The 24,605-nt window shown below is 63.4% G+C and carries 25 protein-coding genes; 6 read left to right on the forward strand and 19 right to left on the reverse strand.

Annotation, left to right across the window (positions count from 1 at the left end; all coding sequences use genetic code 11):
- Positions 1 to 12: 12 nt before the first annotated feature.
- The gene (locus IB267_RS07850) at positions 13 to 1,263 is read right to left on the reverse strand and encodes a sarcosine oxidase subunit beta family protein (RefSeq protein WP_192447083.1); all 1,251 of its coding nucleotides are present in this window, start codon (positions 1,261 to 1,263) and stop codon (positions 13 to 15) included.
- A gap of 214 nt (positions 1,264 to 1,477) precedes the next feature.
- Between IB267_RS07850 and cysQ the strand changes: the two genes are divergently transcribed.
- Positions 1,478 to 2,254, forward strand: coding sequence for a 3'(2'),5'-bisphosphate nucleotidase CysQ (gene cysQ / locus IB267_RS07855; RefSeq protein ID WP_192447084.1), 777 nt, complete (start codon positions 1,478 to 1,480; stop codon positions 2,252 to 2,254).
- Between the two features lie 13 nt (positions 2,255 to 2,267).
- On the opposite strand, the gene IB267_RS07860 is transcribed toward cysQ, so the two are convergent.
- The gene (locus IB267_RS07860) at positions 2,268 to 2,654 is read right to left on the reverse strand and encodes a response regulator (RefSeq protein WP_192447217.1); all 387 of its coding nucleotides are present in this window, start codon (positions 2,652 to 2,654) and stop codon (positions 2,268 to 2,270) included.
- Between the two features lie 270 nt (positions 2,655 to 2,924).
- Between IB267_RS07860 and IB267_RS07865 the strand changes: the two genes are divergently transcribed.
- Entirely contained in the window at positions 2,925 to 3,437 is a 513-nt protein-coding gene (locus IB267_RS07865) for a Dps family protein (RefSeq protein ID WP_192447085.1), read from the forward strand.
- Positions 3,438 to 3,500: 63 nt separating this feature from the next.
- On the opposite strand, the gene IB267_RS07870 is transcribed toward IB267_RS07865, so the two are convergent.
- Entirely contained in the window at positions 3,501 to 4,256 is a 756-nt protein-coding gene (locus IB267_RS07870) for a Crp/Fnr family transcriptional regulator (protein ID WP_043611289.1), read from the reverse strand.
- Positions 4,257 to 4,446: 190 nt separating this feature from the next.
- On the opposite strand from IB267_RS07870, the gene IB267_RS07875 reads away from it, so the two are divergent.
- A complete protein-coding gene (locus tag IB267_RS07875) occupies positions 4,447 to 5,304 on the forward strand; it encodes an SDR family NAD(P)-dependent oxidoreductase (RefSeq protein WP_192447086.1) in 858 nt (285 codons plus the stop codon).
- A 93-nt stretch (positions 5,305 to 5,397) separates the two neighbouring features.
- Positions 5,398 to 6,942, forward strand: coding sequence for a VOC family protein (locus tag IB267_RS07880; RefSeq protein WP_192447087.1), 1,545 nt, complete (start codon positions 5,398 to 5,400; stop codon positions 6,940 to 6,942).
- 137 nt (positions 6,943 to 7,079) lie between these two features.
- Here the strand turns inward: IB267_RS07880 and IB267_RS07885 are convergent, their stop codons facing one another.
- The 11 genes from IB267_RS07885 to speB all read right to left on the reverse strand — a co-directional run bounded on the left by IB267_RS07885 (position 7,080) and on the right by speB (position 16,996).
- Entirely contained in the window at positions 7,080 to 7,643 is a 564-nt protein-coding gene (locus IB267_RS07885; protein ID WP_192447088.1) for an NADPH-dependent FMN reductase, read from the reverse strand.
- Between the two features lie 187 nt (positions 7,644 to 7,830).
- Positions 7,831 to 8,784, reverse strand: coding sequence for a ring-cleaving dioxygenase (locus IB267_RS07890; RefSeq protein WP_192447089.1), 954 nt, complete (start codon positions 8,782 to 8,784; stop codon positions 7,831 to 7,833).
- A 159-nt stretch (positions 8,785 to 8,943) separates the two neighbouring features.
- The gene (locus IB267_RS07895; RefSeq protein ID WP_192447090.1) at positions 8,944 to 9,723 is read right to left on the reverse strand and encodes a carbon-nitrogen hydrolase family protein; all 780 of its coding nucleotides are present in this window, start codon (positions 9,721 to 9,723) and stop codon (positions 8,944 to 8,946) included.
- On the reverse strand, positions 9,720 to 10,520 hold the full coding sequence (locus IB267_RS07900; protein ID WP_043611279.1) for an ABC transporter permease: 801 nt from the start codon (positions 10,518 to 10,520) through the stop codon (positions 9,720 to 9,722). The genes IB267_RS07895 and IB267_RS07900 overlap by 4 nt, the downstream gene beginning before the upstream one ends.
- Positions 10,517 to 11,371 (reverse strand): ABC transporter permease, encoded by an 855-nt coding sequence (locus tag IB267_RS07905; RefSeq protein WP_192447091.1) that lies wholly within the window; start codon positions 11,369 to 11,371, stop codon positions 10,517 to 10,519. Before IB267_RS07905 ends, IB267_RS07900 begins: the two co-directional genes overlap by 4 nt.
- Positions 11,368 to 12,405, reverse strand: coding sequence for an ABC transporter ATP-binding protein (locus IB267_RS07910; RefSeq protein WP_192447092.1), 1,038 nt, complete (start codon positions 12,403 to 12,405; stop codon positions 11,368 to 11,370). The genes IB267_RS07905 and IB267_RS07910 overlap by 4 nt, the downstream gene beginning before the upstream one ends.
- 118 nt (positions 12,406 to 12,523) lie before the next feature.
- Entirely contained in the window at positions 12,524 to 13,603 is a 1,080-nt protein-coding gene (locus IB267_RS07915; protein ID WP_192447093.1) for a PotD/PotF family extracellular solute-binding protein, read from the reverse strand.
- A 73-nt stretch (positions 13,604 to 13,676) separates the two neighbouring features.
- Entirely contained in the window at positions 13,677 to 14,324 is a 648-nt protein-coding gene (locus tag IB267_RS07920) for an amino acid ABC transporter permease (RefSeq protein WP_192447094.1), read from the reverse strand.
- Positions 14,321 to 14,989 (reverse strand): amino acid ABC transporter permease, encoded by a 669-nt coding sequence (locus IB267_RS07925; RefSeq protein WP_192447095.1) that lies wholly within the window; start codon positions 14,987 to 14,989, stop codon positions 14,321 to 14,323. Before IB267_RS07925 ends, IB267_RS07920 begins: the two co-directional genes overlap by 4 nt.
- A gap of 59 nt (positions 14,990 to 15,048) precedes the next feature.
- Positions 15,049 to 15,843 (reverse strand): transporter substrate-binding domain-containing protein, encoded by a 795-nt coding sequence (locus tag IB267_RS07930; RefSeq protein ID WP_043611273.1) that lies wholly within the window; start codon positions 15,841 to 15,843, stop codon positions 15,049 to 15,051.
- A gap of 91 nt (positions 15,844 to 15,934) precedes the next feature.
- Entirely contained in the window at positions 15,935 to 16,996 is a 1,062-nt protein-coding gene (speB, locus tag IB267_RS07935; protein WP_192447096.1) for an agmatinase, read from the reverse strand.
- A 223-nt stretch (positions 16,997 to 17,219) separates the two neighbouring features.
- On the opposite strand from speB, the gene IB267_RS07940 reads away from it, so the two are divergent.
- Both IB267_RS07940 and IB267_RS07945 read left to right on the forward strand, forming a co-directional pair.
- The gene (locus IB267_RS07940) at positions 17,220 to 18,266 is read left to right on the forward strand and encodes a LysR substrate-binding domain-containing protein (protein ID WP_192447097.1); all 1,047 of its coding nucleotides are present in this window, start codon (positions 17,220 to 17,222) and stop codon (positions 18,264 to 18,266) included.
- A gap of 17 nt (positions 18,267 to 18,283) precedes the next feature.
- Positions 18,284 to 19,462, forward strand: a complete 1,179-nt coding sequence (locus IB267_RS07945) for an aminotransferase (RefSeq protein WP_192447098.1) — start codon at positions 18,284 to 18,286, stop codon at positions 19,460 to 19,462.
- Positions 19,463 to 19,493: 31 nt separating this feature from the next.
- Here the strand turns inward: IB267_RS07945 and IB267_RS07950 are convergent, their stop codons facing one another.
- From IB267_RS07950 to IB267_RS07970, 5 genes are all read right to left on the reverse strand, one after another.
- A complete protein-coding gene (locus tag IB267_RS07950) occupies positions 19,494 to 20,384 on the reverse strand; it encodes a DMT family transporter (RefSeq protein ID WP_371742507.1) in 891 nt (296 codons plus the stop codon).
- 142 nt (positions 20,385 to 20,526) lie between these two features.
- Positions 20,527 to 21,960 (reverse strand): aldehyde dehydrogenase family protein, encoded by a 1,434-nt coding sequence (locus IB267_RS07955; protein ID WP_192447099.1) that lies wholly within the window; start codon positions 21,958 to 21,960, stop codon positions 20,527 to 20,529.
- A 16-nt stretch (positions 21,961 to 21,976) separates the two neighbouring features.
- The gene (locus IB267_RS07960; protein ID WP_192447100.1) at positions 21,977 to 22,711 is read right to left on the reverse strand and encodes an MBL fold metallo-hydrolase; all 735 of its coding nucleotides are present in this window, start codon (positions 22,709 to 22,711) and stop codon (positions 21,977 to 21,979) included.
- A gap of 4 nt (positions 22,712 to 22,715) precedes the next feature.
- A complete protein-coding gene (locus IB267_RS07965; RefSeq protein ID WP_192447101.1) occupies positions 22,716 to 23,816 on the reverse strand; it encodes an ABC transporter ATP-binding protein in 1,101 nt (366 codons plus the stop codon).
- Positions 23,813 to 24,604: an ABC transporter permease gene (locus tag IB267_RS07970; RefSeq protein ID WP_192447102.1), complete on the reverse strand. Its 792-nt coding sequence runs from the start codon at positions 24,602 to 24,604 to the stop codon at positions 23,813 to 23,815. The genes IB267_RS07965 and IB267_RS07970 overlap by 4 nt, the downstream gene beginning before the upstream one ends.
- Position 24,605: the final 1 nt, after the last annotated feature.

Here is a 24,605-nt window from a genome sequence, read left to right on the forward strand (position 1 = left end):
GGCCGCGTGCTGTCAGTGAAGGTTGGGCTGCGGGCCGGCGCCGGCCTCGTCGACGGCATAGCCGCGGGCGAACCGGTCGAGCCTCAAGGCACGCGCCACCGGATGGGTGTCGTTCTTGGCGATCAGGTGGGCGAAGCAGTAGCCGGAAGCCGGCGTTGCCTTGAAGCCACCGTAGCACCAGCCGCAGTTCAGGTAGAGATTGTCGATCGAGGTGCGGTCGATGATCGGCGAGCCGTCCATGCTCATGTCCATGACACCGCCCCAGGCGCGCAGCACCCTCACGCGCGACAGGCCGGGGATCATCGTCACCCCCTCCTCCATCACGTGCTCGGCCGTCGCCAAATTGCCGCGCTGGGCATAGGACGAGTAGCCGTCGATCTCGGCGCCAAAGACGAGCCCGCCCTTGTCCGACTGCGAGATGTAGAAGTGGCCGCCGCCATAGACGATCACGTGATCGATACAGGGCTTCAGCCCCTCGGTCACGAAGGCCTGCAAGACATGGCTTTCGAGCGGCAGCTTCAGATCGGCCATCTCGCCGACGCGCGAGGTGTTGCCGGCGGCCGCCAGCGCCAGCTTGCCGCAGCCGATGAAACCCTTGGTGGTTTCGACACCGGTGACGACACCGTTTTCGCGACGAATGCCGGACACTTCGCAATGCTCGATGATGTCGACACCATGCTGGTCGGCGCCGCGGGCATAGCCCCAGGCAACCGCATCATGCCGCGCCGTGCCGGCACGCCGCTGCAGCAGGCCACCGAGGATCGGATAGCGGGCGTGATCGTAGTTGAGGAAGGGGATCATCTTCTTCAGCTGCTCGCGCTCGATGAGTTCCGCCGCCACGCCTTCCATCCACATGGCGTTGCCGCGCCTGACATAGGCGTCGCGCTGGGCGTCGCTGTGATAGAGCATGATGACGCCGCGTTGCGACAGCATCACATTGTAGTTGAGATCCTGCTCCAGCCCTTCCCAGAGCTTCATCGAGAATTCGTAGAACGGCTCGTTGCCGGGCAGCATGTAGTTGGAACGCACGATCGTGGTGTTGCGGCCGACATTGCCGGAACCGAGGTAGCCCTTTTCCAGCACCGCGACGTTCTTCACGCCGAATTCCTTGGCGAGGTAATAGGCGGTCGAAAGACCGTGCCCGCCGCCGCCGACGATGATCACGTCATAGTGGGATTTCGGCTGCGGCTGGCGCCAATGCGGTTTCCAGTTCAGGTTTCCGGAAAGGGCGTTCCTGACAAGCGAGAAGGCGGAATAACGCATGAAGGCATCCAGTTCAGTTGCGCCGGCACATTTGCACAGCCGCAAGGCGGAAGCAAAGACGCAAAGCCTCTCGCAGGTGCAAAAAACTTGAGACAGCCTGCCCTGCAGATCGGCTGCGGCCACGCGTAAAGAGCCGCCTGCCATGTCAAAAGCATGGCTATATTCTTCCTCTCAATATGCTATGGGCCTGATGACGGACCGAAAGACAGGGCGAATGCTGGAGATACTGCAACAATCGGCGATAGCGGCGGGTCGGGCCATTCTCGACATCTACAATGCCGGGCCGGAGGTCACCCACAAGCCCGACTGCTCGCCGGTCACCGATGCCGATACGACGGCCGAACGCATCATCCTGGCGGATCTCGCCGCAGCCTTTCCGGACATTCCCGTGGTCGCCGAGGAAGCGGTGTCCGCCGGTTTCGTGCCGGAGACGTCCGGCACGTCGTTCTTTCTTGTCGATCCGCTCGACGGCACCAAGGAATTCATCAGCCGCAACGACGACTTCACCGTCAACATCGCCTTGATCGAAAACGGCGCGCCGGTCGCGGGCGTCGTTTATGCGCCGGCGCTTGGCATCCTCTATGCAGCGCAGCACGGCAAAGCGGTAAAGTCGGTTATCGATGGCAGCTTTCGCCTGACCGAGGAAACGATCATCGGCTGCCGCAGCTGCGGAGATCGCATGGTGGGGCTCGCCAGCCGCTGGCACAACAGCGCCGAGACGATCGACTACCTCGAAAAACACGGCATCGCCGACTACCGGACCGTCGGCTCGTCCTTGAAATTCTGCCTGCTCGCCGAGGGTTTGGCCGACGTCTATCCGCGCTTCAGCCGGACGATGGAATGGGACACCGCCGCGGGCGACGCGATCCTTCGAGCGGCCGGCGGCGAAACGCTGACGATGGACGGCACGCCGCTCACCTACGGCAAGCGCAACCAGAAGGACGACAGCGACTTCGCCAATCCCTGGTTCGTGTCGCGCGGCAAGCCTTGACCGGACTGGATACCTAAACGTTTCTTGGCTGGATCGCGGCGGCGATCAGCTGGCCGATCGATTTCTCGTTGAACGGTTTGTCGATCCGCGGAACATGCCTGAGATAGGTCGGGAAATGCTCGGCGTCGCCGTAGCCGCTGGTGAAGCCGAACGGCATGCCGCGGGCGAGCATGGCATCGGCAACCACGAAACTCGTGTGATCGCCAAGGTTGACGTCGAGGATCGCGAAATCGAAGGCCTGGAGCGTCAGCAGCTCCAATGCCTGGTTCGCATTTCCGGCGATCGTAACCTGCAGGATCCCGAGCGAGGCGAGGATTTCCTCGACGTCCATGGCGATGATGAAGTTGTCCTCGAGAACGAGGACCGTCCGGACGGACGGCGGAAGCTCGGCCATGTCAATGCACTCCATTTTTCACGTACAGCGACGGCAGTCATCGTCGCTGCAGGCGCATTTCCAGGCGGAATGCCGTCCGGAGTCCCGGAACCTCCACTGAGGCAACGGCAACGACTGAGCTTAGGCCCCAATGGCCCGACCTCGCATTTAAAAAAGACATGTGAAGCGTCGAGACGGGATCGGGAACAACCCTTTCGTCGCGGCGTTCAACTCATGCGACGTGGCCCCCGGCCGCAAACCGCTCGACATTTCCGAAGACAGAACTGGAGCAGGAGAATGAAACAGACTGCCGCCGTGCTGAAACCCGAGGTCAGGGACGAAGAATTCGACATCGGCCTGACGAAAGCCTATCGCCAGCAGATGGCGACGGCGCTTTCCGATATCCTCGCCGATACCTACAAGCTGGTCATCAAGAGCCACATCTACCACTGGAACGTGGTCGGGCCCCTGTTCAAGCCACTGCACGAACTGACCGAAGAGCACTACAACGCGCTGTTCAAGGCAACCGACATCATTGCCGAGCGCATCCGCGCCCTTGGGCACCTCGCGCCGGCAAAGCTTGCCGAAGCAAAAACCTTTGCCCCCAGCGCCGCCTCGGTCAACCACACGACGGCGGCGGAGATGGTGGCCGACCTGATCACCGATCACGAAGCCGCGGCGCGGCGCATACGCGACGCCGGCACCAAGGCCGACGAGAACAGCGACCTCGTCACGACGGACATGCTGACCGATCGTCTCGATTTCCACGAAAAGGCGCTGTGGATGCTGCGGGCGATCATCGCCGCCTGACAGGCGCGCACTTTGAAGTCGATGCGGCCAAAGCGCCGCATCGATCGCATATGACGGGGCGCGTCAGATGAACGGCCGCTTCGGCTCGCGCAGCCCTTCCCAGCCGGAAATCGCCAGAAGCCCATCGATATCGCGGACATTGCAGCCCTTCTCCGCCCAGCGGATCAGGCCGCGTTCGGCGAGCTTCTTCAGCGTCTTGTTGGTGTGAACGATCGAAAGGCCGAGCGTGTCGGCCACGTGCTGCTGGCTGATCGGAATGGCGACGCGGCTGTTGCTGAAGAGATCGAGCACCTCCGCCCGCTGATAGAGGAAGGCGATGAGATAGGCGGCTCGCTCCAGCGCGGATCGGCGGCCGATGCTCAAGAGGTTTTCGTCCAGAATGCGCTCCTCGCGCGCCGCGATCCAGGTGAGATCATAGGCAAGCTCGGGGTAGTTCTCGAACAGACGATTGAGCTTGCCGCGCTCGAAGACGCAAAGGGTAACGGGCGACAGTGCTTCGATCGAATGCTGCATCTCACCCATCAGGCTGCCCTGCAGGCCGATCAGGTCGCCGGGCATCACATAATTGAGGATCTGGCGGCGACCGTCATCGAGCATCTTGTAGCGGAAGCCCCAGCCGGAAAGCACGGTGAAGAGGTGGGCGCTGTGCGCGCCTTCGACAAGAATCGTCGCGCCGCCGTCGACTGCCAGTTCACCGGTCTTGAACTGCGAAACGAAGGCCAGTTCTTCGCCGGTAAAGGCGCGAAAATGATCGAGCTTGCGCAAGGGACAGCTTTCGCAAGGGGTGCGCTTTTCGTTGCGGGCTGTCATTTCGTTCATCGTTCCATCCACCACATGCGTTCGCTCGGGCGTTGGCGCCCAAAACTTCAAGTAGTGCCGGCATCGCAGGTGGCAAGATACAACCCTGAAAACACTTGGTTTTTCGAAGCGTCCCCGCCGATATGCGCATGGACAGCCTGCCCTTGGCGCCCTATCTCTTGGCACTCGACCCCGCCACAGGAGCTTCGCCATGTCCCATCCTGCCTTCGCCCCCGGCAATGTCGCCGTCGTTACCGGTGCTGCGTCCGGCATCGGCCTTGCCGCCGCCCGGCACTTCGCGACGCTCGGCATGCGCGTCGTGCTCACCGACCTCGCAGGCGAGAAACTGGATAAGGCTGCCAGCGACGTCGCAGCCGCCGCCCCGGGCGGGGCGCAGCACGTCACGGCGATTGCAACCGACGTTTCGCGGCTCGACGCGCTCGAAGCACTCGAACGGGAGGTGCATCGGCAACTCGGCGACGTGCATGTGCTCATGAACAATGCCGGCATCCAGCCCGGCAGCGCGATCCTTGGCCCCCTGGCCGCCTGGGAGGCGACGCTCGGTGTCAATCTCTGGGGCGTGATCAACGGTTCGCGCGTCTTTGCATCCCGGATGATCGCCCATGGCAAGGCGGCCGTCATCATCAACACCGGCTCGAAACAGGGCATCACCACGCCGCCAGGTGACCCGGCCTACAACGTCTCCAAGGCGGGCGTGAAGGTCTTTACCGAGGCGCTGGAGCACGAACTGCGCAACACGGCCGGAAGCCAGGTCCATGCGCACCTGCTGATCCCCGGTTTCGTCTACACAGGGCTGACGGCTGGCGGCCGCACGGAAAAACCGGCCGGCGCCTGGACGTCGGAACAGACGGTCGACTTCATGATGGAGAGCCTGGCGCGCGGCGATTTCTACATTCTCTGCCCGGATAACGACGTGCCCCGCGCCACCGACGAACGGCGCATCCTCTGGGCCGCCGGCGACATCGTCGAGAACCGGCCGCCGCTGTCGCGCTGGCATCCGAAATACGGAGAGGCTTTCAAGGCGTTCCTCGACAAGGATCGTGATTGATCCTCCTGCGTTGACACTGCGTTCTCGGCGACGCTTCTGGTGCTCGCGGGACACATCGTGTTTTGTGGGACGACGATCATGAGGGACTAAAGAATGACGAGCGGCATCCACCACATCACCCTGATTGCCCGGAAAGTCCAGGCAAACATCGACTTCTATGTCGGCTTCCTCGGCATGCGCCTCGTCAAGCGGACGGGCGGCTATGAGGACGCCAACCAGCTGCACCTCTTCTACGGCGACGCCGAGGGGTCGCCGGGTTCGCTCGTGACCTTCCTGATGTGGGAGGACGGCGGTCGCGGTCGTGTCGGCCATGGCCAGCCGAGCGAGATCGCCTTTGCCATCCGGCCTGAAAGCATCGGCTTTTGGCTGACCCGCGCGCTGCAGTTCAACATCGCCACATCAGGGCCGGCGCAGGAATTCGGCGAGCCGGTGCTGCGGCTCAAGGATCCGGACGGTGTCATCGTCAAGCTCGTCGGCACCGAGGCGGTTTCGGGTGCACCCCCCTGGAGTACGCGCGATATCCCCGCTGAAGACGCGATCCGCCGCCTGCGCGGCGCCACGATCCTCACCGAAAAGCCGGAGGAATCCGTTCGCTTCCTGACGTCCCATTTCGGCTACACGGAAACCGGCGCAACCGATGCGATCCGGCGGCTCACCTCCACCTCCGGCGATACCATCGACGTGCGCAACGCGACCGGCTTCTGGACGTCGGCACCCGGAACCGGAACGATCGATCACATCGCTTTTCGCGCTCCGGACCGCGCGGCCGTGGAGCGGGTGCACGACGACCTGAAGCGCGACGGTGCCGGCGCAATCAACGCGCATGACCGCAAATATTTCTATTCGCTCTACGTCCGCGAACCCGGTGGGTCGCTCTACGAGCTGGCCAGCGACGTTCCCGGCTTCACCGTCGACGAACCCAAGGAAACGCTCGGCACCGAGCTCTTCGTGCCCGCGCATTTCAGCGCCGCGCGCGAAGAAATGCTGCTCGCCATGCCGCAGTTCGCGCTGCCGGGAGAACCGCGGCTGACCGAGCGCGACCTGCCCTTCGTGCACCGCTTCTATCATCCTGACGTGCTCGATGACCGCACCTTCATGCTGTTGCACGGCAGCGGCGCCAACGAAACGCAGCTTCTTCATCTCGCGCACCAGGTCGACCGCGAAGCGACGCTCGTCGGCATTCGTGGCCGATCGAACGAGGAAGGAACGCCACGCTGGTTCCGCCGCTATTCACCGACGACCTTCGACCAAAAGGATGTGCGCTCGGAAGCCGAAGCCTTCGCTGCCTTCGTCGAAGGCGCGCGCGACGGCTACCGCATCGATCTCGAGAAGACCGTCTTCATCGGCTACTCCAACGGCGCCAACCTGCTGGTGGCGCTGATGCTCCTGCATCCGGGACTCATCCGAAATGTCGTGCTGATGCGCTCGATGCTCGTGCTTGACGACGTGCCGCCGCCGGATCTTTCGGGTACGAAGGTGCTGCTCTTGACCGGCAAGCACGACAGCTATGGCGACTTCGCTCCACGCCTCGCCCGCACTGGTACGGACCTGACCTCGGTCGAACTCGATATGGGTCACGAGATCGGTGCGCCGGATATCGAGGCTATCCAGCAATGGCTGCAGGACAAGGGACTCTAAGGGTTCCTCAGGCCATTCGGCGAACGCTTTCGGAAAGCGAAAAACTTTCGCTCCCTCATGCTCGGGCTTTGCCCGAGCATTCGTACCCACCGGTATCCGCGATGGCGAGGAAGCCCCAGCGCCAGAGTATTCGCAGCCTACCGCGCTCCCTCTGCGCCGGCAAAATCGGCAAATGCCTTGACGAAGGCGACGAGCCGGTCGCGAGCATCGGCATCGGTCAGCGTCCCCGCCTCATCGAAAAGCGTATCCGCCTTGGGCAGCATCAGCCGCTTGCCGGACCAGAGTTCGGCGCCGAGCGTGCGCATGATCGGCAGCCAGGCGTTCTGGCTGAGGATGGTGCCGAAATTGCCGGGCGAGCTACCGGCAAGCGCGAAGGGCCGGCCGCGAAACACCTTGGCGATATCTGCGGAAGGCCGGCTCATCCAGTCGATCGCGTTCTTGAACACGCCGGGGATGGAGTTGTTGTATTCCGGCGTGAACAGGATGACGCCGTCGGCGGCCATCACCTTCTGCTTCAGCGCCGTCACGGCATCAGGAATGCCGCTCTCCTTTTCGACATCGCCGTCATAGAGCGGGATCCCGTGCAGCGTCGCGGTGTCGAACGCGACGCCATCGGGCAGATTTTCCGCAGCCGCGCGCATCAGGCCGGTGTTGAACGACGCCTTGCGCAGGCTCCCGGAAATTCCGAGGATTTTCGTCATGGGATCTGGTCCTTCCTACTCCAAGTCCGTGCGGGCGCGCCTCGAAGAGCGAGGGCGGCATGCGATCGATAGAGATAACGCAACAGCGGTCATGATGGGTCCGCGCGAAACCGATGTCCAACGGGATCAGGGGGATAGAGACAAAAAAGCCGGGCACAAACCCCGGCTTTTCGATCGGATCAGACCGTTAGACGAGCGGCTTCAGCCGTGCCTCGATCTGGGCGCGCTTCGGCTCCAGGAACGGTGGCAGCGACAGGCTTTCGCCAAGCGTTTCCATCGGTTCGTCGACGGCGAAACCGGGACCGTCGGTGGCGATCTCGAAGAGAACGCCATTCGGTTCGCGGAAGTAGAGCGAACGGAAGTAGTAGCGCTCGACCTCGCCGCTCGACGGCAGGCGGAAGCCGTTGAGCCGTTCCGTCCACTCCGTCAGCGCCGCATTGTCAGGCGCCCGGAAAGCGACGTGATGCACGGCACCGGCGCCCTGCCGGGCAATCGGCAGACCCGGCTGAACCGCGACATGCAGTTCGGCCGCAGGACCACCCTCCCCCATGGTGAAGACATGAACCTCGCCTTCGCCATCCGGCGACGCATAGGTCCGGGCCTTGCTCATGTTCATCACATGCGTGAGGACGAGCTCGGTGTTGGTTATGTCCGGCACGCTGATGGTGATCGGTCCGAGCCCCTTGATCTGGTGCTCGGCCGGGACCGGGCTCTTTTCCCAGGGGTGCGAGGGCTGAAGCTCGCCGTCCTCGACCAACCGGAAACGCTGGCCTTCTCCATCCTCGAAATCAAGCGAGGTGCGACCGTCGATCGCGACGACATCACCTGCCGTGACCTTGAGTTGGTCGAAGCGGTCCTTCCACCAGCGAACGGTTTCGGTGCTACCGACCCGAAGGCCCGTGCGCGAGATGCTGTGCGTACCGCGCCCTTCCGGCCCGACCGGCCAGTCGAAGAAGGTCAGGTCCGTTCCGGGCGTTGCGCGCCCGTCGGCATAGAAGAGGTGGTAGGCGGTGGTGTCGTCCTGGTTGACGGTCTTCTTGACCAGCCGCAGCCCGAGCACTTCGGTGTAGAAGCGCAGGTTTTCCGGTGCGTTGGCGGTGATCGCCGTCAGGTGATGGATCCCAGACAGTTGCAAGCTCATGATTGCCTCCAATGCGTTGGCATTGCTGTTGAGCACCATATGGGATGTCCTATCGTTTCCGACAGTGGACCAATAGAGAACAGAACGTTCTCCTCAGGTGAACAACAAACGACCGGTCAGCGCTGTCGTCGTTGAGACGCAACTGCAATCGGCGCCCGCTCAACGGCGATTGAGATCGCCGAGATAGGTGTTTTCAAGGCGGGAGATTGCGTAGGTCTTGGGGTCGATGTCGACGAGGAGCACGGCCTCCTGCCCCGATCCCGCTTTGGCGAGCAGCTGCCCGTCGGGTGCTGCAATGCGCGACAGCCCGGCAAAGGAGAACAGCGGGTCCGAACCACAATGGTTGATGTAGGCGACGAACACCTGGTTCTCGAAGGCGCGCGTCTGGATCATGTGCTCGGCGATGAAATCGCCGGACCAGCCCGCCGGCAGCGCCGTCGGCACCAGAACGGCTTGCGCCCCGGCAAGCGCCAGGCGCCGGACGTTTTCCGGAAACTCGACATCGTAGCAGATCAGCATGCCGCAGGTGACGCCACGATGTGTGAAGAGCCGCGTCGACGGCTCCGGCGCGCGGAAGATCGAACGCTCATAGTCGCCGTAGAGATGGGACTTGCGGTAGACGACCGGCGCGGCATCGCCATCGACATAGACGGCGCTGTTATAGACGTCGTCGCCGTCGCGCTCGGCAAAGCCGGCGATGAGCGCAATGCCGGTTTCCGCCGAGATCGCCTTGAGGCGCTGAACGATCGCACCGTCAGGCGCTTCGGCGAGTGCCGTCAGCGCTTCTCCGGCGCCGTAGCCGGTGACGCCGAGCTCGGGCGTCAAAAGCAGTGTCGCCCCTTGGGCCGCGGCTTCCGCCGCGGCACGGGCAATGCGGTCGAGATTGGCGGCGACGTCACCCGCCGCCGATTGCATCTGAAGGGCAGCGAGCTTCATCATTTTCCATCCGACGACATGGCGCCGAGCAGCTTCGGCAGGTCGCCGAAACGGGCGACAAGGCTGAAGATCACCGCGGCGGTCGTGACGAAGAGAACCGTCACCGAGGCCATGGTCGGCGTATAGCCGTAGCGCAGCGCATTGAAGATCTTGATCGGTAGCGTTTCCACCGTGAAGCCGACCGTCATGTAGGCAACGATGTACTCGTTGAGCGACAGCACGAAGGCGAAAGCGTAGCCCGATACGATATAGGGCAGGATCAGCGGCAGCACGACGGTGCGGAAGATCGTGCGTTCGTCAGCCCCCATGGTCGAGGCAGCCTCAACCAGAGACCGGTCGATCGAGGTGAAGCCGAGCGACAGCGTCACCAGCGGCAGCGTCACGAAGAAGATCGCGTGGCTGACGACGGCCGTCCAGGGCTGGCCATAGAAACCGACGGTCGCCCAGAAGGTGAGCATGCCGAGCGCGGTGATAACCGGCGGTAGCGTGAACGGTGCCACGCCCAGGAGCTGGAAGATGTTCGCCCAGGGGGCTATGCGCCGCCACAGGAACCAGGAGAGCGGCAGCGCAATCGCAACCGCAAGCGCTGCCGAAAGCACCGCCAGCGTCACCGAGGCGAAGAGCGCATTGCGCCATTCCGGATTGAGGAAGATCTCACCGTACCAGGAGAGCGAAAAGCCCTGTGGCGGAAAGGCGAGCGTCTGCTTCTCGTTGACCGAAACGCCGGCAACGACAATCAGCGGCAACGACAGGAACAGGCCGATCAGGAAGAAATAGGCCTTGCGGAAGATCGAGGTCATGCCGCTTCTCCCTTGCGTCCAGCAATCACAGTGAGCGCCACGAGCCCGAGCGTGACCAGCACGAGGAACACGGCCATGGCGGCGGCAAACGGCATGTTCGACTGGTAGATCGCCTGGTCGGTGATCAGCACCGACAGCGTCCAGTGCTGCGGCCGGCCGAGAAGCTGCGGCAACAGATAGGAGCCGAGCGCGAAGATGAACACCATGATCAGCGTCGCGGTGATGGTGTTGCGTAGCGCCGGCACGACCACGGTGAAGAAGGCTTTGAGCGGCGAGGCCCCAAGCGTTCTGGCAGCCTCGGTTAAGGTGGGGTCGAGACGCACGAGCGCCGGAAAGAGCACCAGAACCGTATAGGGGAAAGCCTGGTAGACCATGCCGGTCAGAACCGCGCCGAAGCTCGGCGTCAACGCCTTGGCCTCCGCCATGACCCCGAGCGCGACGAGAATGTTGGTGATCCCGGCAGTGCGCGAAAACAGCGTCGACCAGGCAAAGCCGATGATGACTTCCGAGAGCGACAGGATCGACAGGAGCGCCACCAGCCACACGACCTGTACCTTCCGCGCCATGCGCGTCAGCATGTAGGTGAAGGGCAAGGCGAGCACGACGCAGCAGATCGCCACGATGACGGCGAGCATCAGCGAAAAGCCGAGCACACCGCCGAAAAAGACCGAGAGGAAGCGGGCGTAATTGTCGAAGACGAAGGCCGGCGTATAGAAGCCGCCCTGCTGGCGCTGGAAGAAGCTGACGGCGATCATCGTGCCGAAGGGCACGACGAAGAAGATCGTCAGCATGGCCGCCGGAAAGAGGAGCGGCAGGTAGTCGCCAAGGGTTTGGGGCGGTTCGCGTCTCATTTCTTCAGCACCACGCAGACATCCGGAGTGAGCGCGATGCCGACCTCCTGGCCGACGGAAACGTCGGGCCGGGCGCGCGGCGTCGAGACGGCGACGATCTGGTGGCCGGCGATATCGACGAAGGTTTCGATCGTGCCGCCGAGGTCACGCACGAAGGTGACCTTGCCGGTGAGTGCGCCGGCGCCGGGCGCGGTCAGGTGCACGTCTTCTGGCCGCACCGACAGCGTGCCCTTGGCGGCACCGTTCGGGAGCGCGAGGCCGGGGATCGCCTGGCCGAGCACCACGGCACGGCCGGAACTGTCGCCCTGAACGTCGAGTAGGTTGGTCTGGCCGATGAAGTCGGCGACGAAGCTGTCGGCGGGGCGGCGATAGATTTCGATCGGCGACGCGGCCTGGCGGATCTCGCCGCCGCTCATGACGACGACGGTATCGGCCATGGTCATCGCTTCGCGCTGGTCGTGGGTGACGACGATGGTGGTGATGCCGAGCTTCTGCTGCAGCTGGCGCAGTTCCACCTGCATCGCCTCGCGCAGCTTTGCGTCGAGCGCCGAAAGCGGCTCGTCGAGCAGGAACAGTTTCGGCGAGATCGACAGAGCGCGGGCGATTGCCACGCGCTGGCGCTGGCCGCCGGAGAGTTTGGCAACCGGCCGGTCGGCATAGCCGGAGAGATGGATCATCGACAGGAGTTCGTCGACGCGCTTCTTCTGGTCTTCTTTTGCCGCACCGCGGATGCGCAAGGGATAGGCGATGTTCTCGCCAACGGTCAGGTGCGGAAACAGTGCCAGCGACTGGAACACCATGCCGAGATTGCGCTTGTGCGTCGGCACCCGAGTGATGTCCTCGCCGTCGAGCCGGATCGCCCCGCCGGTCGGCAGATCGAGACCGGCGATCATGCGCAGCAGCGTGGTCTTGCCGCAGCCTGATGGTCCGAGCATGCAGACGAAGGTGCCATGCGGCACGGTCAAGTCGACATTGTTGACGGCCCTGAAGGCTCCGAATTCCTTGACGACGTTTTGAAGGGCAAGTCCGGACATTGTTTCTCCGCGGGAAAGGCCCCTCCGCCTCATGGGAGGGGTTCAGGCGGGGAGCGGCTGAAAGCCCCTCCCCGTCGTTACGCTTTGGCGCTCCCCAGCAAGCGGAGAGCAGTCGGGATCAGCCGACGATCAGCTCGGTCCACTTCTGGTTCAGCCAATCCGACTTGGTCTGGTAGAGATCGTAGCGCGGAATGATCGGCTCGATGTCCGACGAAACGGCTGCGAATTCCTTGTCGGTCAAGTCCGTGACCTCGCGCTTGACGGTCGGCGACGTGCCGACTTTCCGTGACAAAGTCGCCTGGATCGAGGGCTGGCACATGTAGTCGATGAAGATATGGGCTTCCTCCGACTTCTGCGAGGCGCGCGACAACGCCCAGCAACCGGAATCCTGGATGCCGCCTTCCTTCGGGAAGGTGGAACGGACAGGATGGCCGTCGGCAGCCGCAAGGCCGGTCACGTCGTGATAGTACTGGCCCATCGGGATTTCGCCCGACTTCAGCGACTGCTCGAACTGCGCTTCGTCGCGGTACCAGAGGCGAACGTTCGGCTTGACTTCGGCCAGCTTGTCGAAGGCCTTGAGCAGACCCTCTTCCGTGTCGAGCGCATTGGTGCCGCCCATGAAGGTCTTGGCCGTCACTTCGAGCAGGAACGAGTTGGAAACGAGCGCCAGCAGGCCGAGCTTGTCGGCATTTGCCGGATCCCAGAAGGCGGACCAGGAGGTCGGCGCTTCCTTGTAGACGTCGGTGTTGGTCACCAGCGTGATGTACCAGGAAACGGCACCGATGCCGGCGATGCGGCCATCCGGATACTTGTTGACGAAACGATCGAGCAGGTTCGACGCGTTCTTCATCTTGGCGGTGTCGAGCGGGGTCCAGAGTTCGGTGGACTGTCCCTTCAGCATCGCCACCTGCGACATCATCGAGACGTCGGCCGGTGCCTGGCCGGCGCGGGCGGCCTGCTCGAGCTGGACAAGCCAGGCTTCGCCGGTCGGCTCCGCGATCGATTCAACCGCAATGCCGGTCGCCTTGGTGAATTCCGGGAAGATGTTCTTGTCGAACGAATCCTTGAAGTAGCCGCCATAGACGCCGACCTTCAGTGACTTGTCCTGCGCGCGCAGGATCGACGGCATTGCCAGCATCGAAGCGCCGGCAAGGCCGGCGCCGAGCAGCGTCCGGCGCTTGATGGAAGTGGTGATCATTCGCGTTCTCCTTTGTTCCGGCGGTGATCCGCCTTGTTCCCTGTTCTGTTTGATTTCTTGCACATTTTCAGTCTCAGTGCGCGGCTGTTTTGCGCTCCAGCATGCGCGAATATTGTGTCAGCGGATAACACAACACGAAGAAGATCACCGCGACCAGCCCATAGACCGTGAAAGGTTCGAAGGTTGCATTATTGATCGCATTCGCGGTTCTGAGAAGCTCCTCGAAGCCGATGATCGAGGTAAGCGCCGTGCTCTTGATCAACTGCACGAGAAAGCCGACGGCCGCCGGCCGGGTGATCGCGAAGGCCTGCGGCAGGATGACGAGCCGCAACTCCTGCAGACGATGGAGCCCGAGGCTCGCACCGGCGTCCCATTGACCGCGCGGCAACGCTTCCACCCCGCCGCGCCAGATTTCGGCGAGATAGGCGCTGGCATAGAAGGTGAGCCCAAGGGCGGCGGCTGTCCACGGCTCGATGCGGAAACCAAGCATCGGCAGGCCGAAGAACATCAGGAACAGCTGCATCAGGAGCGGCGTGCCCTGGAAAAGCGCGATGTAGCCGGAGCCGAAGCGCCGAGCCCAGCGGCGCTCGGAGATCCGTGCGGCGAGGATAGCAAGCCCGACCGCGGCCCCGCCGGCAAAGGCGACGGCCGACAGAAGCACCGTCCAGCGGGTGGCGAAGATCAGGTTGCGCAGGATGTCCCAGAAGGTGAACTCGATCATGACACGCCCGCTCCAAGCACGCGGCGACCGCCGGCGACGAACAGCCGTCGAAGCGCCATCGACAGGCCGAGATAGATCAGCGTGACGACGAAATAGGTCTCGAACGAACGGAACGTGCGCGCCTGCAGCAGGTCCGCCTCATGCGCCAACTCGCGCACCGCGATCTGCGAGACGACGGCCGATTCCAGCATCATGATGATGACTTGGCTGGTGAGCGCCGGGAAAATCACCTTCAGCGCCTGCGGCAGGATGATCTTGACGAAGACCTGGCGCGGCTTCAGCCCGAGCGCAAACGCCGCCTCGCTCTGCCCCTTCGGCACCGCATCGAGACCCGCACCGACGATCTCGGTCGTATAGGCCGCCATGTTGAGCGTCATGGCGACGATGGCCGCGACGATCGGGTCGAGCCTTATGCCGAGGCTCGGCAGGCCGAAATAGATGAAGAACAGCTGCACCAGGAACGGCGTGTTCCTGACGACTTCGACGTAAACGGCCACCGCCTTGCGCAGGACGCCGTAGTGGCTGCGGCGGGCGGCGGCAAAGAGAATGCTGATCAGGATGCCGAGCACCGTGGTGCAGGCGATCAGGAACACGGTCATGGCCGCGCCATGGGCAATCGCGCCCGCGGCGTCCTTGAGCCAACCGAAGCTGAGGCCGTAGCCCATCGTCGCAACCTTTCCTCAAGCGGGCCGCGAGGGGATCGCCCTCGCGGCCACGGAGCTTGTTAGTCCTTGAGGTTGTCGGGGTTGAGCGGCGTCTTCAGCCAGGCCTCCGAGCTCGCGTTCAACTTGCCGTCCGAGAGCATTTTGGCAACGGAGTCGTTGACCGCCTTCTTCAGGCCATCCTCGCTCTTGTTGAGGCCGATATGCGACGGCGAGGTCAGAAGCTGGAACTTCTGTTCCGGCTTCAGCGCCTCCTGACGGGCCAGCACCTGGGCGCCGACGTCGTTGCCGACGACCATCAGCTGCGTCTGGCCGGAAATGAAGGCCTGGATAACAGCATTGTAGTTGTCGAAGCGCTGGATGTCGGCACTGGCCGGCGCTGCCTCGGTGAGCGAGGTGTCTTCGAGCGTGCCACGGTTGACGGCAATGGTCTTCTCGGCGAGGTCTTCCTTGCCGGCGACCTTGAGTTCGGCCGGGCCGATGACGGCGATGTAGTAAGGCGCATAGGCCGCGGCAAAATCGATCACCTCGGCGCGCTCCTTGGAGAAGCCGACGCTCATCAGGATGTCGACGCGCTTGTCGTTGAGATAGGGAATGCGGTTCTGGCCGGTGACGCTGACAAGGTTGAGCTTGACGCCGAGGTCATCGGCGATCTGCTGCGCCACGTCGACATCGTAGCCCTTGATGCTCATGTCGGCGCTGGCCGAGGAGAACGGCGGGAAGTCGGAGAAGATGCCGACATTGATCTGGCCGGCGGACTTGATATCGGCGAGCGCGTCGGCCTTGGCGATGCCTGCGGCGGCCCCGAGCATCAGGGCGGCGGCGAAGGCTGTCTTCAGTTTGGTATGGATCGTCATGGTAATTCCCCTACCCGGAAGCTTTGTGATTGTGCAGTCTGGGGTCGGCCGCCGTTTCCGGTCCGGCAGCCGACGAACCCTTAGTCAGGCCTCAGGCGGACTTGCCGGTGATCGCCGGGCTGAAGACCATGAGGCTCAGGATTTCGAAGAGCACCTGCGCACCCGCATGGGCCGTGTTGGTGGTCGAGTCATACTGCGGCGCCACTTCGACGACGTCGCCGCCGACGAGGTTGATACCCTTGAGACCGCGGATCAATTCCAGCACTTCGCGGGTCGTCAGACCGCCGACCTCCGGCGTGCCGGTGCCCGGCGCGAAGGACGGATCGAGGCTGTCGATGTCGAAGGACAGATAGGTCGGCCCGTCGCCGACGATCTTCTTCGCCCTCTCGATGATCGCGGGAATGCCGAGACCGGTCACTTCCTCCGCGTGGATCACGGTCATGCCGGACTCGTAGGAGAACTCCCAGAGATATTCGGCCGAGCCGCGGATGCCGATCTGCACGACACGGGTCGGATCAAGCACGCCGTCGAGCACGGCGTTGCGGAATGGGCCACCGTGGTGGAATTTGGTGAGGTCGTAGGCGCCGCCGGTGTCGCAATGGGCGTCGATGTGGATCATGCCGACCGGGCGCTTCTTTCCGACGGCCTTGAGGATCGGATGGGTGATCGAATGGTCGCCACCAACCGACAGCGGCAGAACGCCGGCATCGACGATCTGGTTGATCCGCTTCTCGATATCGTCGTGGCTGAGTTCCAGCCGGTAACGGCTCTGGAACGGCACGTCGCCAATGTCGGCAACGCGCAGCTCCTGCACCGGCGTGCAGCCGAGCACGTGGTTATAGGGGCCGATGCGCTCGATCGTTCGCAGCGCCCGCGGTCCGAAGCGCGAGCCCGGGCGGTTGGTGACTCCGAGATCCATGGGAATGCCGACGATCGCCACCTGCAGATTGCCGAAATCCGGGTTTTCCGCGTCAACCGGCATATGCGGCGCCGTCAGGAAGGTCGGGATGCCGGAATAGGGTGCAAGCCGCGTGCCGCTCTTGTTGAAGATCTTGTCGGCGACCTTGCGGAAGGTCGGATCGAACAGTTCGCCCCCGTGGCTCTCGCCGTATTTCGCCTTCAGTTCGGCAAGCTTGTTGTCGTTCCAGGCCATAGGTTCAATCCTCCGTCTTCCATAGCCTGAGGCATGCGCGCAGAGGCGCCACAGAGATTTGTCCGTGGAAGGGCCGGCTCGTCCGGCGCGTTCATGTTCCCCAGGCGTTTTCGCCTTTGTTGATGAATATTAGGCGGCAATTCCCCTAGAAAATCAATTGACATTGTTATAGCGTTTCGTGTGAGAAAAATTCACATGACATCAACCGCCGGAACGCCTCGATTTGTCCAGCCGCCTGCCACCCCTGAACCCCTTGCGCGCCTTCGAAGCGACGGCGCGGCGGGGCTCCGTTTCGGCGGCCGCGCGTGAACTCAACGTCACCCACGGTGCCATCAGCCACCAGATCCGGGCGCTCGAACTCTCGGTCAAGGCGGCGCTGTTCGAACGCGGCGGCAAGCGGCTGAAACTGACACCACAGGGCGCGCTGCTGCTGCCGGCGGTCACCCACGCCTTTGCCGAAATCGCCGCGGCAACGGCGGCGATGACACGGCCGACGACGAGTGGGGAGCTGCGCATCACCTGCGTCCCGGCGCTGCTCTCCTTCTGGCTGATCCCGCGGCTGCACCTCTTTACAGAGCAATATCCGGACGTGCGCCTGACGTTGATCGCCTCCAACGACGAGGCCTATCTGCATTCGCCCGATGTCGACGTCTGCCTGATCTACGGTGACGGCAATTGGTCCGGTGCCTGGGCAAAACTCTGGAGCCGGCTGGAACTTTTCCCCGTCGTCAGCCCGACGCTGCTCAACATGCGGCCCTTGCGCTCGGTGCGGGACCTGCGCGACCACGTGATGCTGCATGGCGACGACGGACGCGAGTGGAACACCTGGCTGGCGGCAGCCGACGCCAACGACCTGCAGCGCGGACGGCAGCATTTCATGAGCGACGCGCGGCTTTCGACCGAGGCAGCGCTGCATAACCAGGGCGTGGCGCTTGGCGACACTATCACCGCCGGCAGCCTGATCGCGCGCGGCGAGTTGATCGCCCCCTTCGACCTGACGGTGCCCGCCAACGACGCCTTCTTCGTCGCCTGCCGCAACGAGGTGCTGGCGGCACCGATCGTGCGCATATTCATCGACTGGATGTTCGAAACGCTCGAAAGCGACCCGATGCCGGAACTGCAGACATCGGCGCGCACGATTATTCGCAGCCGCACCTCGAAATCCGAGCCGACTGATCGTAAATCGGAGAAGAACGGTTTTCAGCCGGTTTCGGCGCCGAGCCATGCTCGCCGCACCGATCGTCCGCAGAAACGCAAAGCCAAGGCCTAACCCACAGGAAGCCCCCCATGCCGCATTTCAACCCGCTCGTCGAAAAGCTCTCGCCGCCGCCCGTGCCTTCGGTGCTGGCCTGGGCGAAATCCTACGACGGCTCCCGTGGCCCGTTGATCGACCTGTCGCAGGCCGTACCCGGCTATTCCGCCCATCCGGATATGCTGGCCTGGCTCGGTGAGGCCGCAGCCTCAACCGCCTATACCGGATACGGCGCGATCGAGGGCGAAGCTGTGCTGCGTGACGCCTATGCGGCCCATGTTGCCGAGCTCTATGGTGCTTCGGTCACGGCCGACAACATCCACATCACCTCGGGCTGTAACCAGGCCTTCATCTGCACGGCGATGGCGATTGCCGGCGCGGGCGACACGATCCTGATGACCAACCCCTATTACTTCAACCAGGAAACGACGCTGTCGATGCTCGGCATCAATGTCGAACTCGTGCCCTGCGACGCCGGTGCCGGCTTCCTGCCGGAGGTGGATGCGATCGCCGCAGCGCTTCACCCCGGCATTCGCGCGCTTGCGCTCGTTTCGCCCAACAACCCGACCGGCGCTGTCTATCCGCCGGAGTTGCTCGCCCGTATCCATGAGGCCTGCCGCGCCAAGGGCGTCTGGCTGATCCTCGACGAGACCTATCGCGACTTCCTGCCGGATGCGTCCGCAGCACCTCATGGCCTGCTGGCTACCGAAGGCTGGCAGGATAGCTTCATCGGCCTCTACAGCTTCTCGAAATCCTTCTGCATTCCGGGTCACCGCCTGGGCGCGATCACCGCCGGCCCCGCCGTCGTCGAACAGGTGACGAAGATCATGGACAACCTGCAGATCTGCGCGCCGCGCTCGGCCCAGGCTGCGGTCGCCAAAGCGATCCCGGCGCTTGCCGACTGGCGCGAGGGCAACCGCGCCGAGATCGCGGCCCGTGCCGATGCACTGCGCGATGTGATGAGCCGGTTGCCAAAGTGGAAGCTGCAGGCGGTCGGCGCCTATTTCGCCTATGTCCGCCACCCCTACCCGGATATCGACTCGCAGTTCATCGCCGAGAAGTTGGCGAAGCTTGCCGGCGTCGTCTGCCTGCCCGGCGACTATTTCGGCGAGGGCCAGGAAAACTACCTGCGCTTCGCCTTCGCCAACGCGGATGCCGACACGATCCGCCAGCTCGAAGAGCGGCTGGCGAATTTTTCGCCACCGGGCCTCTGAGATTTCGAGTTAAACGTCAAGTCGCGCGGCGCTACCCGCGTCGCGCGATCAGGATGCCGACAAGGACGATCGCCCCGCCGATCGCCTGCATCAGACTGACGGGCTCCGCAAGCAGGACCCAGGCGAGGATCGCCGCCACGACCGGCTGGAGCAGAAGCGTCAACGACGAAAAAGCGGGCGGCAGATAGGCGAGTGCATAGGTGATCGCCACCTGCCCGCCGGCATGGCTGACGAAGGCCAGCCCGAACAACATTGCCCAGCCGAACGCCGTCGGCGGCAACAGCGTCGGCTCGAACAGGATGGCCATCGGCAGCATGCAGATCGCGGCCGAAGCCGTGCTCCAGATCATGATGCGTACGGTGCTGAAGAGACTGCGCAGCTGTCCGATCGCCAGGATGTAGCCGGCATAAAACATCGCCGCGACCACGGCGACGCCATCGCCGAGCAGATTGCCATCACCCAGCGCCATAGGTCCGCCCTTGAGGGTGATCACACCGGCGACTGCCGTCACCAGCCCTACCGCAAAGACAATGCTGATCCGCGCCCGGAACAAGAGCCAACTGGCAAGCGTCACGAAGACAGGCGCGAGATTGGCAAGCAACGTCGCATTGGCAACCGATGTCTTGGTCAGCGCATAGTGCCAGGCACCGAGATCGATCGCCAGGAACACGCCGGGCAGGATCAGAAGCGCATATTCCGAGAGCTTTTCCGGCCGCCGCCCGCCAGCACCCTCGGGGCGGAACCAGGTCCAGGCGAGAAGCGGGATCAGAGCCAACGCCACGCGCCAGAAGGCAGTCGCCATCGGCCCCACTTCCGACAGCCGCACGAAGATCGGCGAGCCACCGATCGCAGCGCCGCCGATGAGAAGGGCAGCCATGGCAACGCGGTTATGGGATTGGGAAGCTTGGGTCACGGGAGGCATCCGGAAAGGCGCGGTCTGAGGCGGGAAGCCGACGAGCTACCAGATGCGGACGGCCGGTGACAGCCCTGTCAGCGCAGAAGCCTGAAGAAAAACGGCCGCCGCAGATTGCGACGGCCGTCGTTCAAACCGTGTGGCACTGTTTTCAGGCAGCGTCAGGAACGTGGACAGTCTTCACTTCGAGGAAGTCCTCGAGACCGAAGATGCCGCCTTCACGACCGTTGCCCGACTGCTTGTAGCCTCCGAACGGGCTGCCATAGCGGTGCGGACCGCCATTGATATGCACCATGCCGGCGCGCAGGCGGGCGGCGACCCGCTCGGCCCGCTCCGGGTTGCCAGTCTGGATATAGGCAGCAAGGCCGTAATTGGTGTCGTTGGCAACGGCGATCGCTTCCTCCTCGGTGTCGAAGGGGATGATCGCAAGCACCGGACCGAACACCTCCTCGCGGGCGATGCGCATGTCGTTGTTGACGTCGGCAAAGATCGTCGGCTTGACGAAGTAGCCGGTCTCGAAGCCCTCCGGCTTGCCGGCGCCGCCGACGAGCAGACGCGCGCCTTCGGCAATGCCGGCCTCGATCAGCGCCTGCACCCGGCCGAACTGGATGTGGCTGACGAGCGGACCGATGTGGCCGCCTTCCTGGGTAGGGTCGCCGACCGTCGCCTCGCGGCCGACGCGCTTGGCGATCTCGACCACCTGGTCGTAAACGCTGCGCTCCACCAGCATGCGGGTCGGCGCGTCGCAGGACTGGCCGGAATTGTTGAAGCATTCGAGCACGCTGCCCGTAACGCGGTCTTCGAGATCGGCATCGGCAAAGACGATGTTCGGCGACTTGCCACCGAGTTCCAGCGTCACGCGCTTGACGGTCTCGGCCGCATCCTTGCTGACAGCGATGCCGGCGCGGGTCGAGCCGGTAAACGACATCATGTCGATATCAGGATGCTTCGACAGCGCCGCACCGGCATTGATGCCGTCACCGTTGACGAGGTTGAAGACGCCGGCCGGGAAGCCCGCCTCATGCACCATTTCGGCATAAAGCATGGCGTTGAGCGGAGTGAACTCGCTCGGCTTCAACACGCAGGTGGAACCGGTCGCGAGCGCCGGCACCACCTTCAGCGCGATCTGGTTGATTGGCCAGTTCCAGGGCGTAATCAGCCCGCAAACGCCGATCGGCTCGCGCAGGATCACGTCGCCATTCGGCAGCCGGTCGCGGGTCTTCAGGCGCTTTAGCGCATCGATGAAGCCCTGAAGGTGGCCGACGCCGACATCGGCCTGCTGTTCGCGGGTCATGGTCTTCGGCGCGCCAAGTTCCATGGTGATGGTGTCGACCATCTCGTCATAGCGGCGCTTGTAGACGGCAAGCAGCTTTTCAAGCAGCGCCAGGCGTTCTTCGACGCTCGTCCGGCTGTAGGTGGCAAAGGCCTTCTTGGCGGCGGCAACGGCCCGGTCGATGTCCGCGGCCGTGCCCATCGAGATCACCGCAACCGGCTTTTCCGTCGCCGGGTTCAGCACCTCGAGATCGTTGGCGACGATGGGGTCCACCCAGGCGCCGTTGATGTAGAACTTGCGTTTGTCGAGCATTCGCTCCTCCTTCCCGTCAGTTTGTCTTTTGTTTTTCAGCAAGCCAGTTCCGGATCAGCATGCGGTAGCGCTCGCCGGAAAAGCTCGGAAAATGTCCGCCGTGAACGATACGCGCGGGTATCTTCAGCAGCCGTTCCATCGACGCCAAGTAGTCGTCGGCATTGGAATGATAGGTGTCCTCGATCAGCGGACCGTCATAGAGAATGTCGCCCGAGAACATGATACCGGTCTTCGCCTCATAGAGCGCGATACCGCCGGGCGAATGGCCGGGTGTATGGATCACCTCGAAGACCCGGTCACCGAGATCGATATGGTCGCCGTCTTCGAGCAGCCGCGTCGCCGGCGCCGCCTTCACCGCGTAGGTGGTAGAGAGATAGGGCTCGGGTGGCAGCGCATCGAAGATCTCGTCGGCCACATAGGGGTCGGCGAGCGTGTTCTTGCGGGTGGGATGCGCCAGAAGATCGGCTTCAGCGGAGTGCACACAACGGCAGTCGAACTCGTGATGGCAGCCGATATGGTCGAAATGGGTGTGGCTGGCGACGGCATCCAAGGCGCGTTCGGTGACGAGCGGCACCCACTGCCGGAGCGACACGACGCCCATGCCGCTATCGACGAGCATGTCACGGTCGCGGCCGCGCACATGCCAGATGTTGCAGCGGTAGAATTCCTGGATATAGGGCTCGTCGATGGCGGTCACGTCGTCGTCGAGCCGTCTCACCCGGTACCAGTTCTCAGCGGAAATTCTCTGCATCGTGCTACGCGTGTCCACCTGTGGCGGGCAAGGCTACGACGTCGGCGGCGCGCACGGCAAGCGGCACAATCTCGCCTTCGCGCACGCTTGCCGATTGCGGCAGATGCGCAACCAGTGCTCTCGTATCGGCCGCGCAAGGCTGCAGGTGGCAGCGGTAATGCGTGCCGAAGAAGGCGCTGCCAGCGACGCGCGCTTCGCCGAGCGCCACTGTCGGTCCCTCTGCCTTGTCGTCGGCGCGGAAATGTTCCGGCCGGATCGTCAGGGTGATGCGGTCGCCGGCCTTCGGCGACGAAGCGGTGAAATTGCCGGCCGGCAGCGCCAGGCTGCCGAGCGGCGTTTCGACATGGGCGGAGCTGGCATCGGCCGCAGCCACACGGCCCGAAACGAAATTGACCTCGCCCATGAAGCCCGCCGAAAACAGCGAGCGCGGGCGCATATAGATTTCCGATGGCGGGCCGAAATCCTCGATCCGCCCCTGGTTCATCACCACGATTCGGTCGGCGATCGCCATCGCCTCCTCCTGGTCGTGGGTGACATGCACGAATGTGGTGCCGACCCGCTTCTGGATCGCCTTCAACTCGTCCTGCATCTGGCGACGGAGCTTTAGGTCGAGCGCGCCGAGCGGCTCGTCGAGCAGAAGCACATCAGGATCGACAGCAAGCGCCCGGGCGAGCGCCACGCGCTGGCGCTGGCCGCCGGATAATTCGTGCGGACGCTTCCCGGCAGAGGCCTTTAGCCCGACCAGATCAAGGAAACCCAGCGCCTTCTTGTCACGCTCGGCCTTGGCAAGACCGCGCATCCGGAGCCCAAAGCCGACATTGTCGACCAGGCGCATATGCGGAAACAGCGCATAGTCCTGGAACATCGTTGTCGTCGGGCGCTTCGCCGGCGCCACATAGGTCATGTCCTGGCCGGCGATGGTCACGCGGCCGGCACTCGGCGACTGAAAGCCGCCGAGGATCGAGAGCAGCGTGGTCTTGCCGCAACCCGAAGGCCCGAGCAGCACGATGAATTCGCCGGCGCGGATATCCAGCGACACGTTGTCCAGCGCCGTGAAGGCGCCGAAGATCTTGCTGACGTTTTCGATCGAGACGGAAGCGGTCATTGTTTTTTCGTCCTTCCGAACAGGGAAAGCTCAAGAATGAGAAGCACGGCGACGGAGGCGAGAAACACCAGCGAGCCGAGGGCATTGGTCTTGGGGTTGAGGCCGGAGCGCAGCAGGCTCCAGATCTCGACCGGCAGCGTCACGTCGAAGCGCGACAGCAAGAAGGCGATGATGAACTCGTCCCAGCTGAAGGTGGTCGAGAGGAAGAAGGCGGCGAGGATCGAGGGCATCAGCATCGGCGCCGTTACCAGCGCCATCACCTTGAAATCATTGGCGCCGAGGTCACGCGCCGCCCGCTCGATATTGATCTGGTGATCGCCCATGGAGGCGTAGATGATGGCAAAGCAGAGCGGCAGGTTGATCACCACATGACCGATGCCGACGGTCATCAGCGACAGCGGAATGTGCAGCGCGTTCATCAGCGAAAGCAGACCGAGCGCGATGATCAGGTAGCTGACCGTCATCGGTGCGATGAGCAGGCCCCGTTGCAGGGCCGAGCCCGGCAGCTTGTAGCGCGCAAGCGCGTAAGCCGCGAGAAAGCCGAGCAGCACGGAGACGACCGAGGAGACGAGCGCCACCACCATCGAATTGCCGAGCGCCGCCATCAGCTTGCGGTCGGCGAAAACAGCCCCGTACCATTGCAGCGAAAAGCCGTTGAACGGCGGCACCGGGAGGCGGCCGTTCTGGAAGGAAAACAGCACCAGCACGGCAACCGGCAGGAAAATGAAGGCGTAGACGAGGACGAGATAGGTCCAGGAGAGCACGCTTGCAAAGATCCGGCGCAGCATC

It is taken from the genome of Ensifer sp. ENS09 (genome assembly GCF_014852425.1).
Lineage (GTDB): Bacteria > Pseudomonadota > Alphaproteobacteria > Rhizobiales > Rhizobiaceae > Ensifer.

Coding starts and splice junctions, on each gene's coding strand:
- IB267_RS07850 (WP_192447083.1), bottom strand. CDS start 1,263: ATGCGTTATTCCGCCTTCTCGCTTGTCAGGAACGCCCTTTCCGGAAAC.
- cysQ (WP_192447084.1), top strand. CDS start 1,478: ATGCTGGAGATACTGCAACAATCGGCGATAGCGGCGGGTCGGGCCATT.
- IB267_RS07865 (WP_192447085.1), top strand. CDS start 2,925: ATGAAACAGACTGCCGCCGTGCTGAAACCCGAGGTCAGGGACGAAGAA.
- IB267_RS07870 (WP_043611289.1), bottom strand. CDS start 4,256: ATGAACGAAATGACAGCCCGCAACGAAAAGCGCACCCCTTGCGAAAGC.
- IB267_RS07875 (WP_192447086.1), top strand. CDS start 4,447: ATGTCCCATCCTGCCTTCGCCCCCGGCAATGTCGCCGTCGTTACCGGT.
- IB267_RS07880 (WP_192447087.1), top strand. CDS start 5,398: ATGACGAGCGGCATCCACCACATCACCCTGATTGCCCGGAAAGTCCAG.
- IB267_RS07885 (WP_192447088.1), bottom strand. CDS start 7,643: ATGACGAAAATCCTCGGAATTTCCGGGAGCCTGCGCAAGGCGTCGTTC.
- IB267_RS07890 (WP_192447089.1), bottom strand. CDS start 8,784: ATGAGCTTGCAACTGTCTGGGATCCATCACCTGACGGCGATCACCGCC.
- IB267_RS07895 (WP_192447090.1), bottom strand. CDS start 9,723: ATGATGAAGCTCGCTGCCCTTCAGATGCAATCGGCGGCGGGTGACGTC.
- IB267_RS07900 (WP_043611279.1), bottom strand. CDS start 10,520: ATGACCTCGATCTTCCGCAAGGCCTATTTCTTCCTGATCGGCCTGTTC.
- IB267_RS07905 (WP_192447091.1), bottom strand. CDS start 11,371: ATGAGACGCGAACCGCCCCAAACCCTTGGCGACTACCTGCCGCTCCTC.
- IB267_RS07910 (WP_192447092.1), bottom strand. CDS start 12,405: ATGTCCGGACTTGCCCTTCAAAACGTCGTCAAGGAATTCGGAGCCTTC.
- IB267_RS07915 (WP_192447093.1), bottom strand. CDS start 13,603: ATGATCACCACTTCCATCAAGCGCCGGACGCTGCTCGGCGCCGGCCTT.
- IB267_RS07920 (WP_192447094.1), bottom strand. CDS start 14,324: ATGATCGAGTTCACCTTCTGGGACATCCTGCGCAACCTGATCTTCGCC.
- IB267_RS07925 (WP_192447095.1), bottom strand. CDS start 14,989: ATGGGCTACGGCCTCAGCTTCGGTTGGCTCAAGGACGCCGCGGGCGCG.
- IB267_RS07930 (WP_043611273.1), bottom strand. CDS start 15,843: ATGACGATCCATACCAAACTGAAGACAGCCTTCGCCGCCGCCCTGATG.
- speB (WP_192447096.1), bottom strand. CDS start 16,996: ATGGCCTGGAACGACAACAAGCTTGCCGAACTGAAGGCGAAATACGGC.
- IB267_RS07945 (WP_192447098.1), top strand. CDS start 18,284: ATGCCGCATTTCAACCCGCTCGTCGAAAAGCTCTCGCCGCCGCCCGTG.
- IB267_RS07950 (WP_371742507.1), bottom strand. CDS start 20,384: ATGCCTCCCGTGACCCAAGCTTCCCAATCCCATAACCGCGTTGCCATG.
- IB267_RS07955 (WP_192447099.1), bottom strand. CDS start 21,960: ATGCTCGACAAACGCAAGTTCTACATCAACGGCGCCTGGGTGGACCCC.
- IB267_RS07960 (WP_192447100.1), bottom strand. CDS start 22,711: ATGCAGAGAATTTCCGCTGAGAACTGGTACCGGGTGAGACGGCTCGAC.
- IB267_RS07965 (WP_192447101.1), bottom strand. CDS start 23,816: ATGACCGCTTCCGTCTCGATCGAAAACGTCAGCAAGATCTTCGGCGCC.
- IB267_RS07970 (WP_192447102.1), bottom strand. CDS start 24,604: ATGCTGCGCCGGATCTTTGCAAGCGTGCTCTCCTGGACCTATCTCGTC.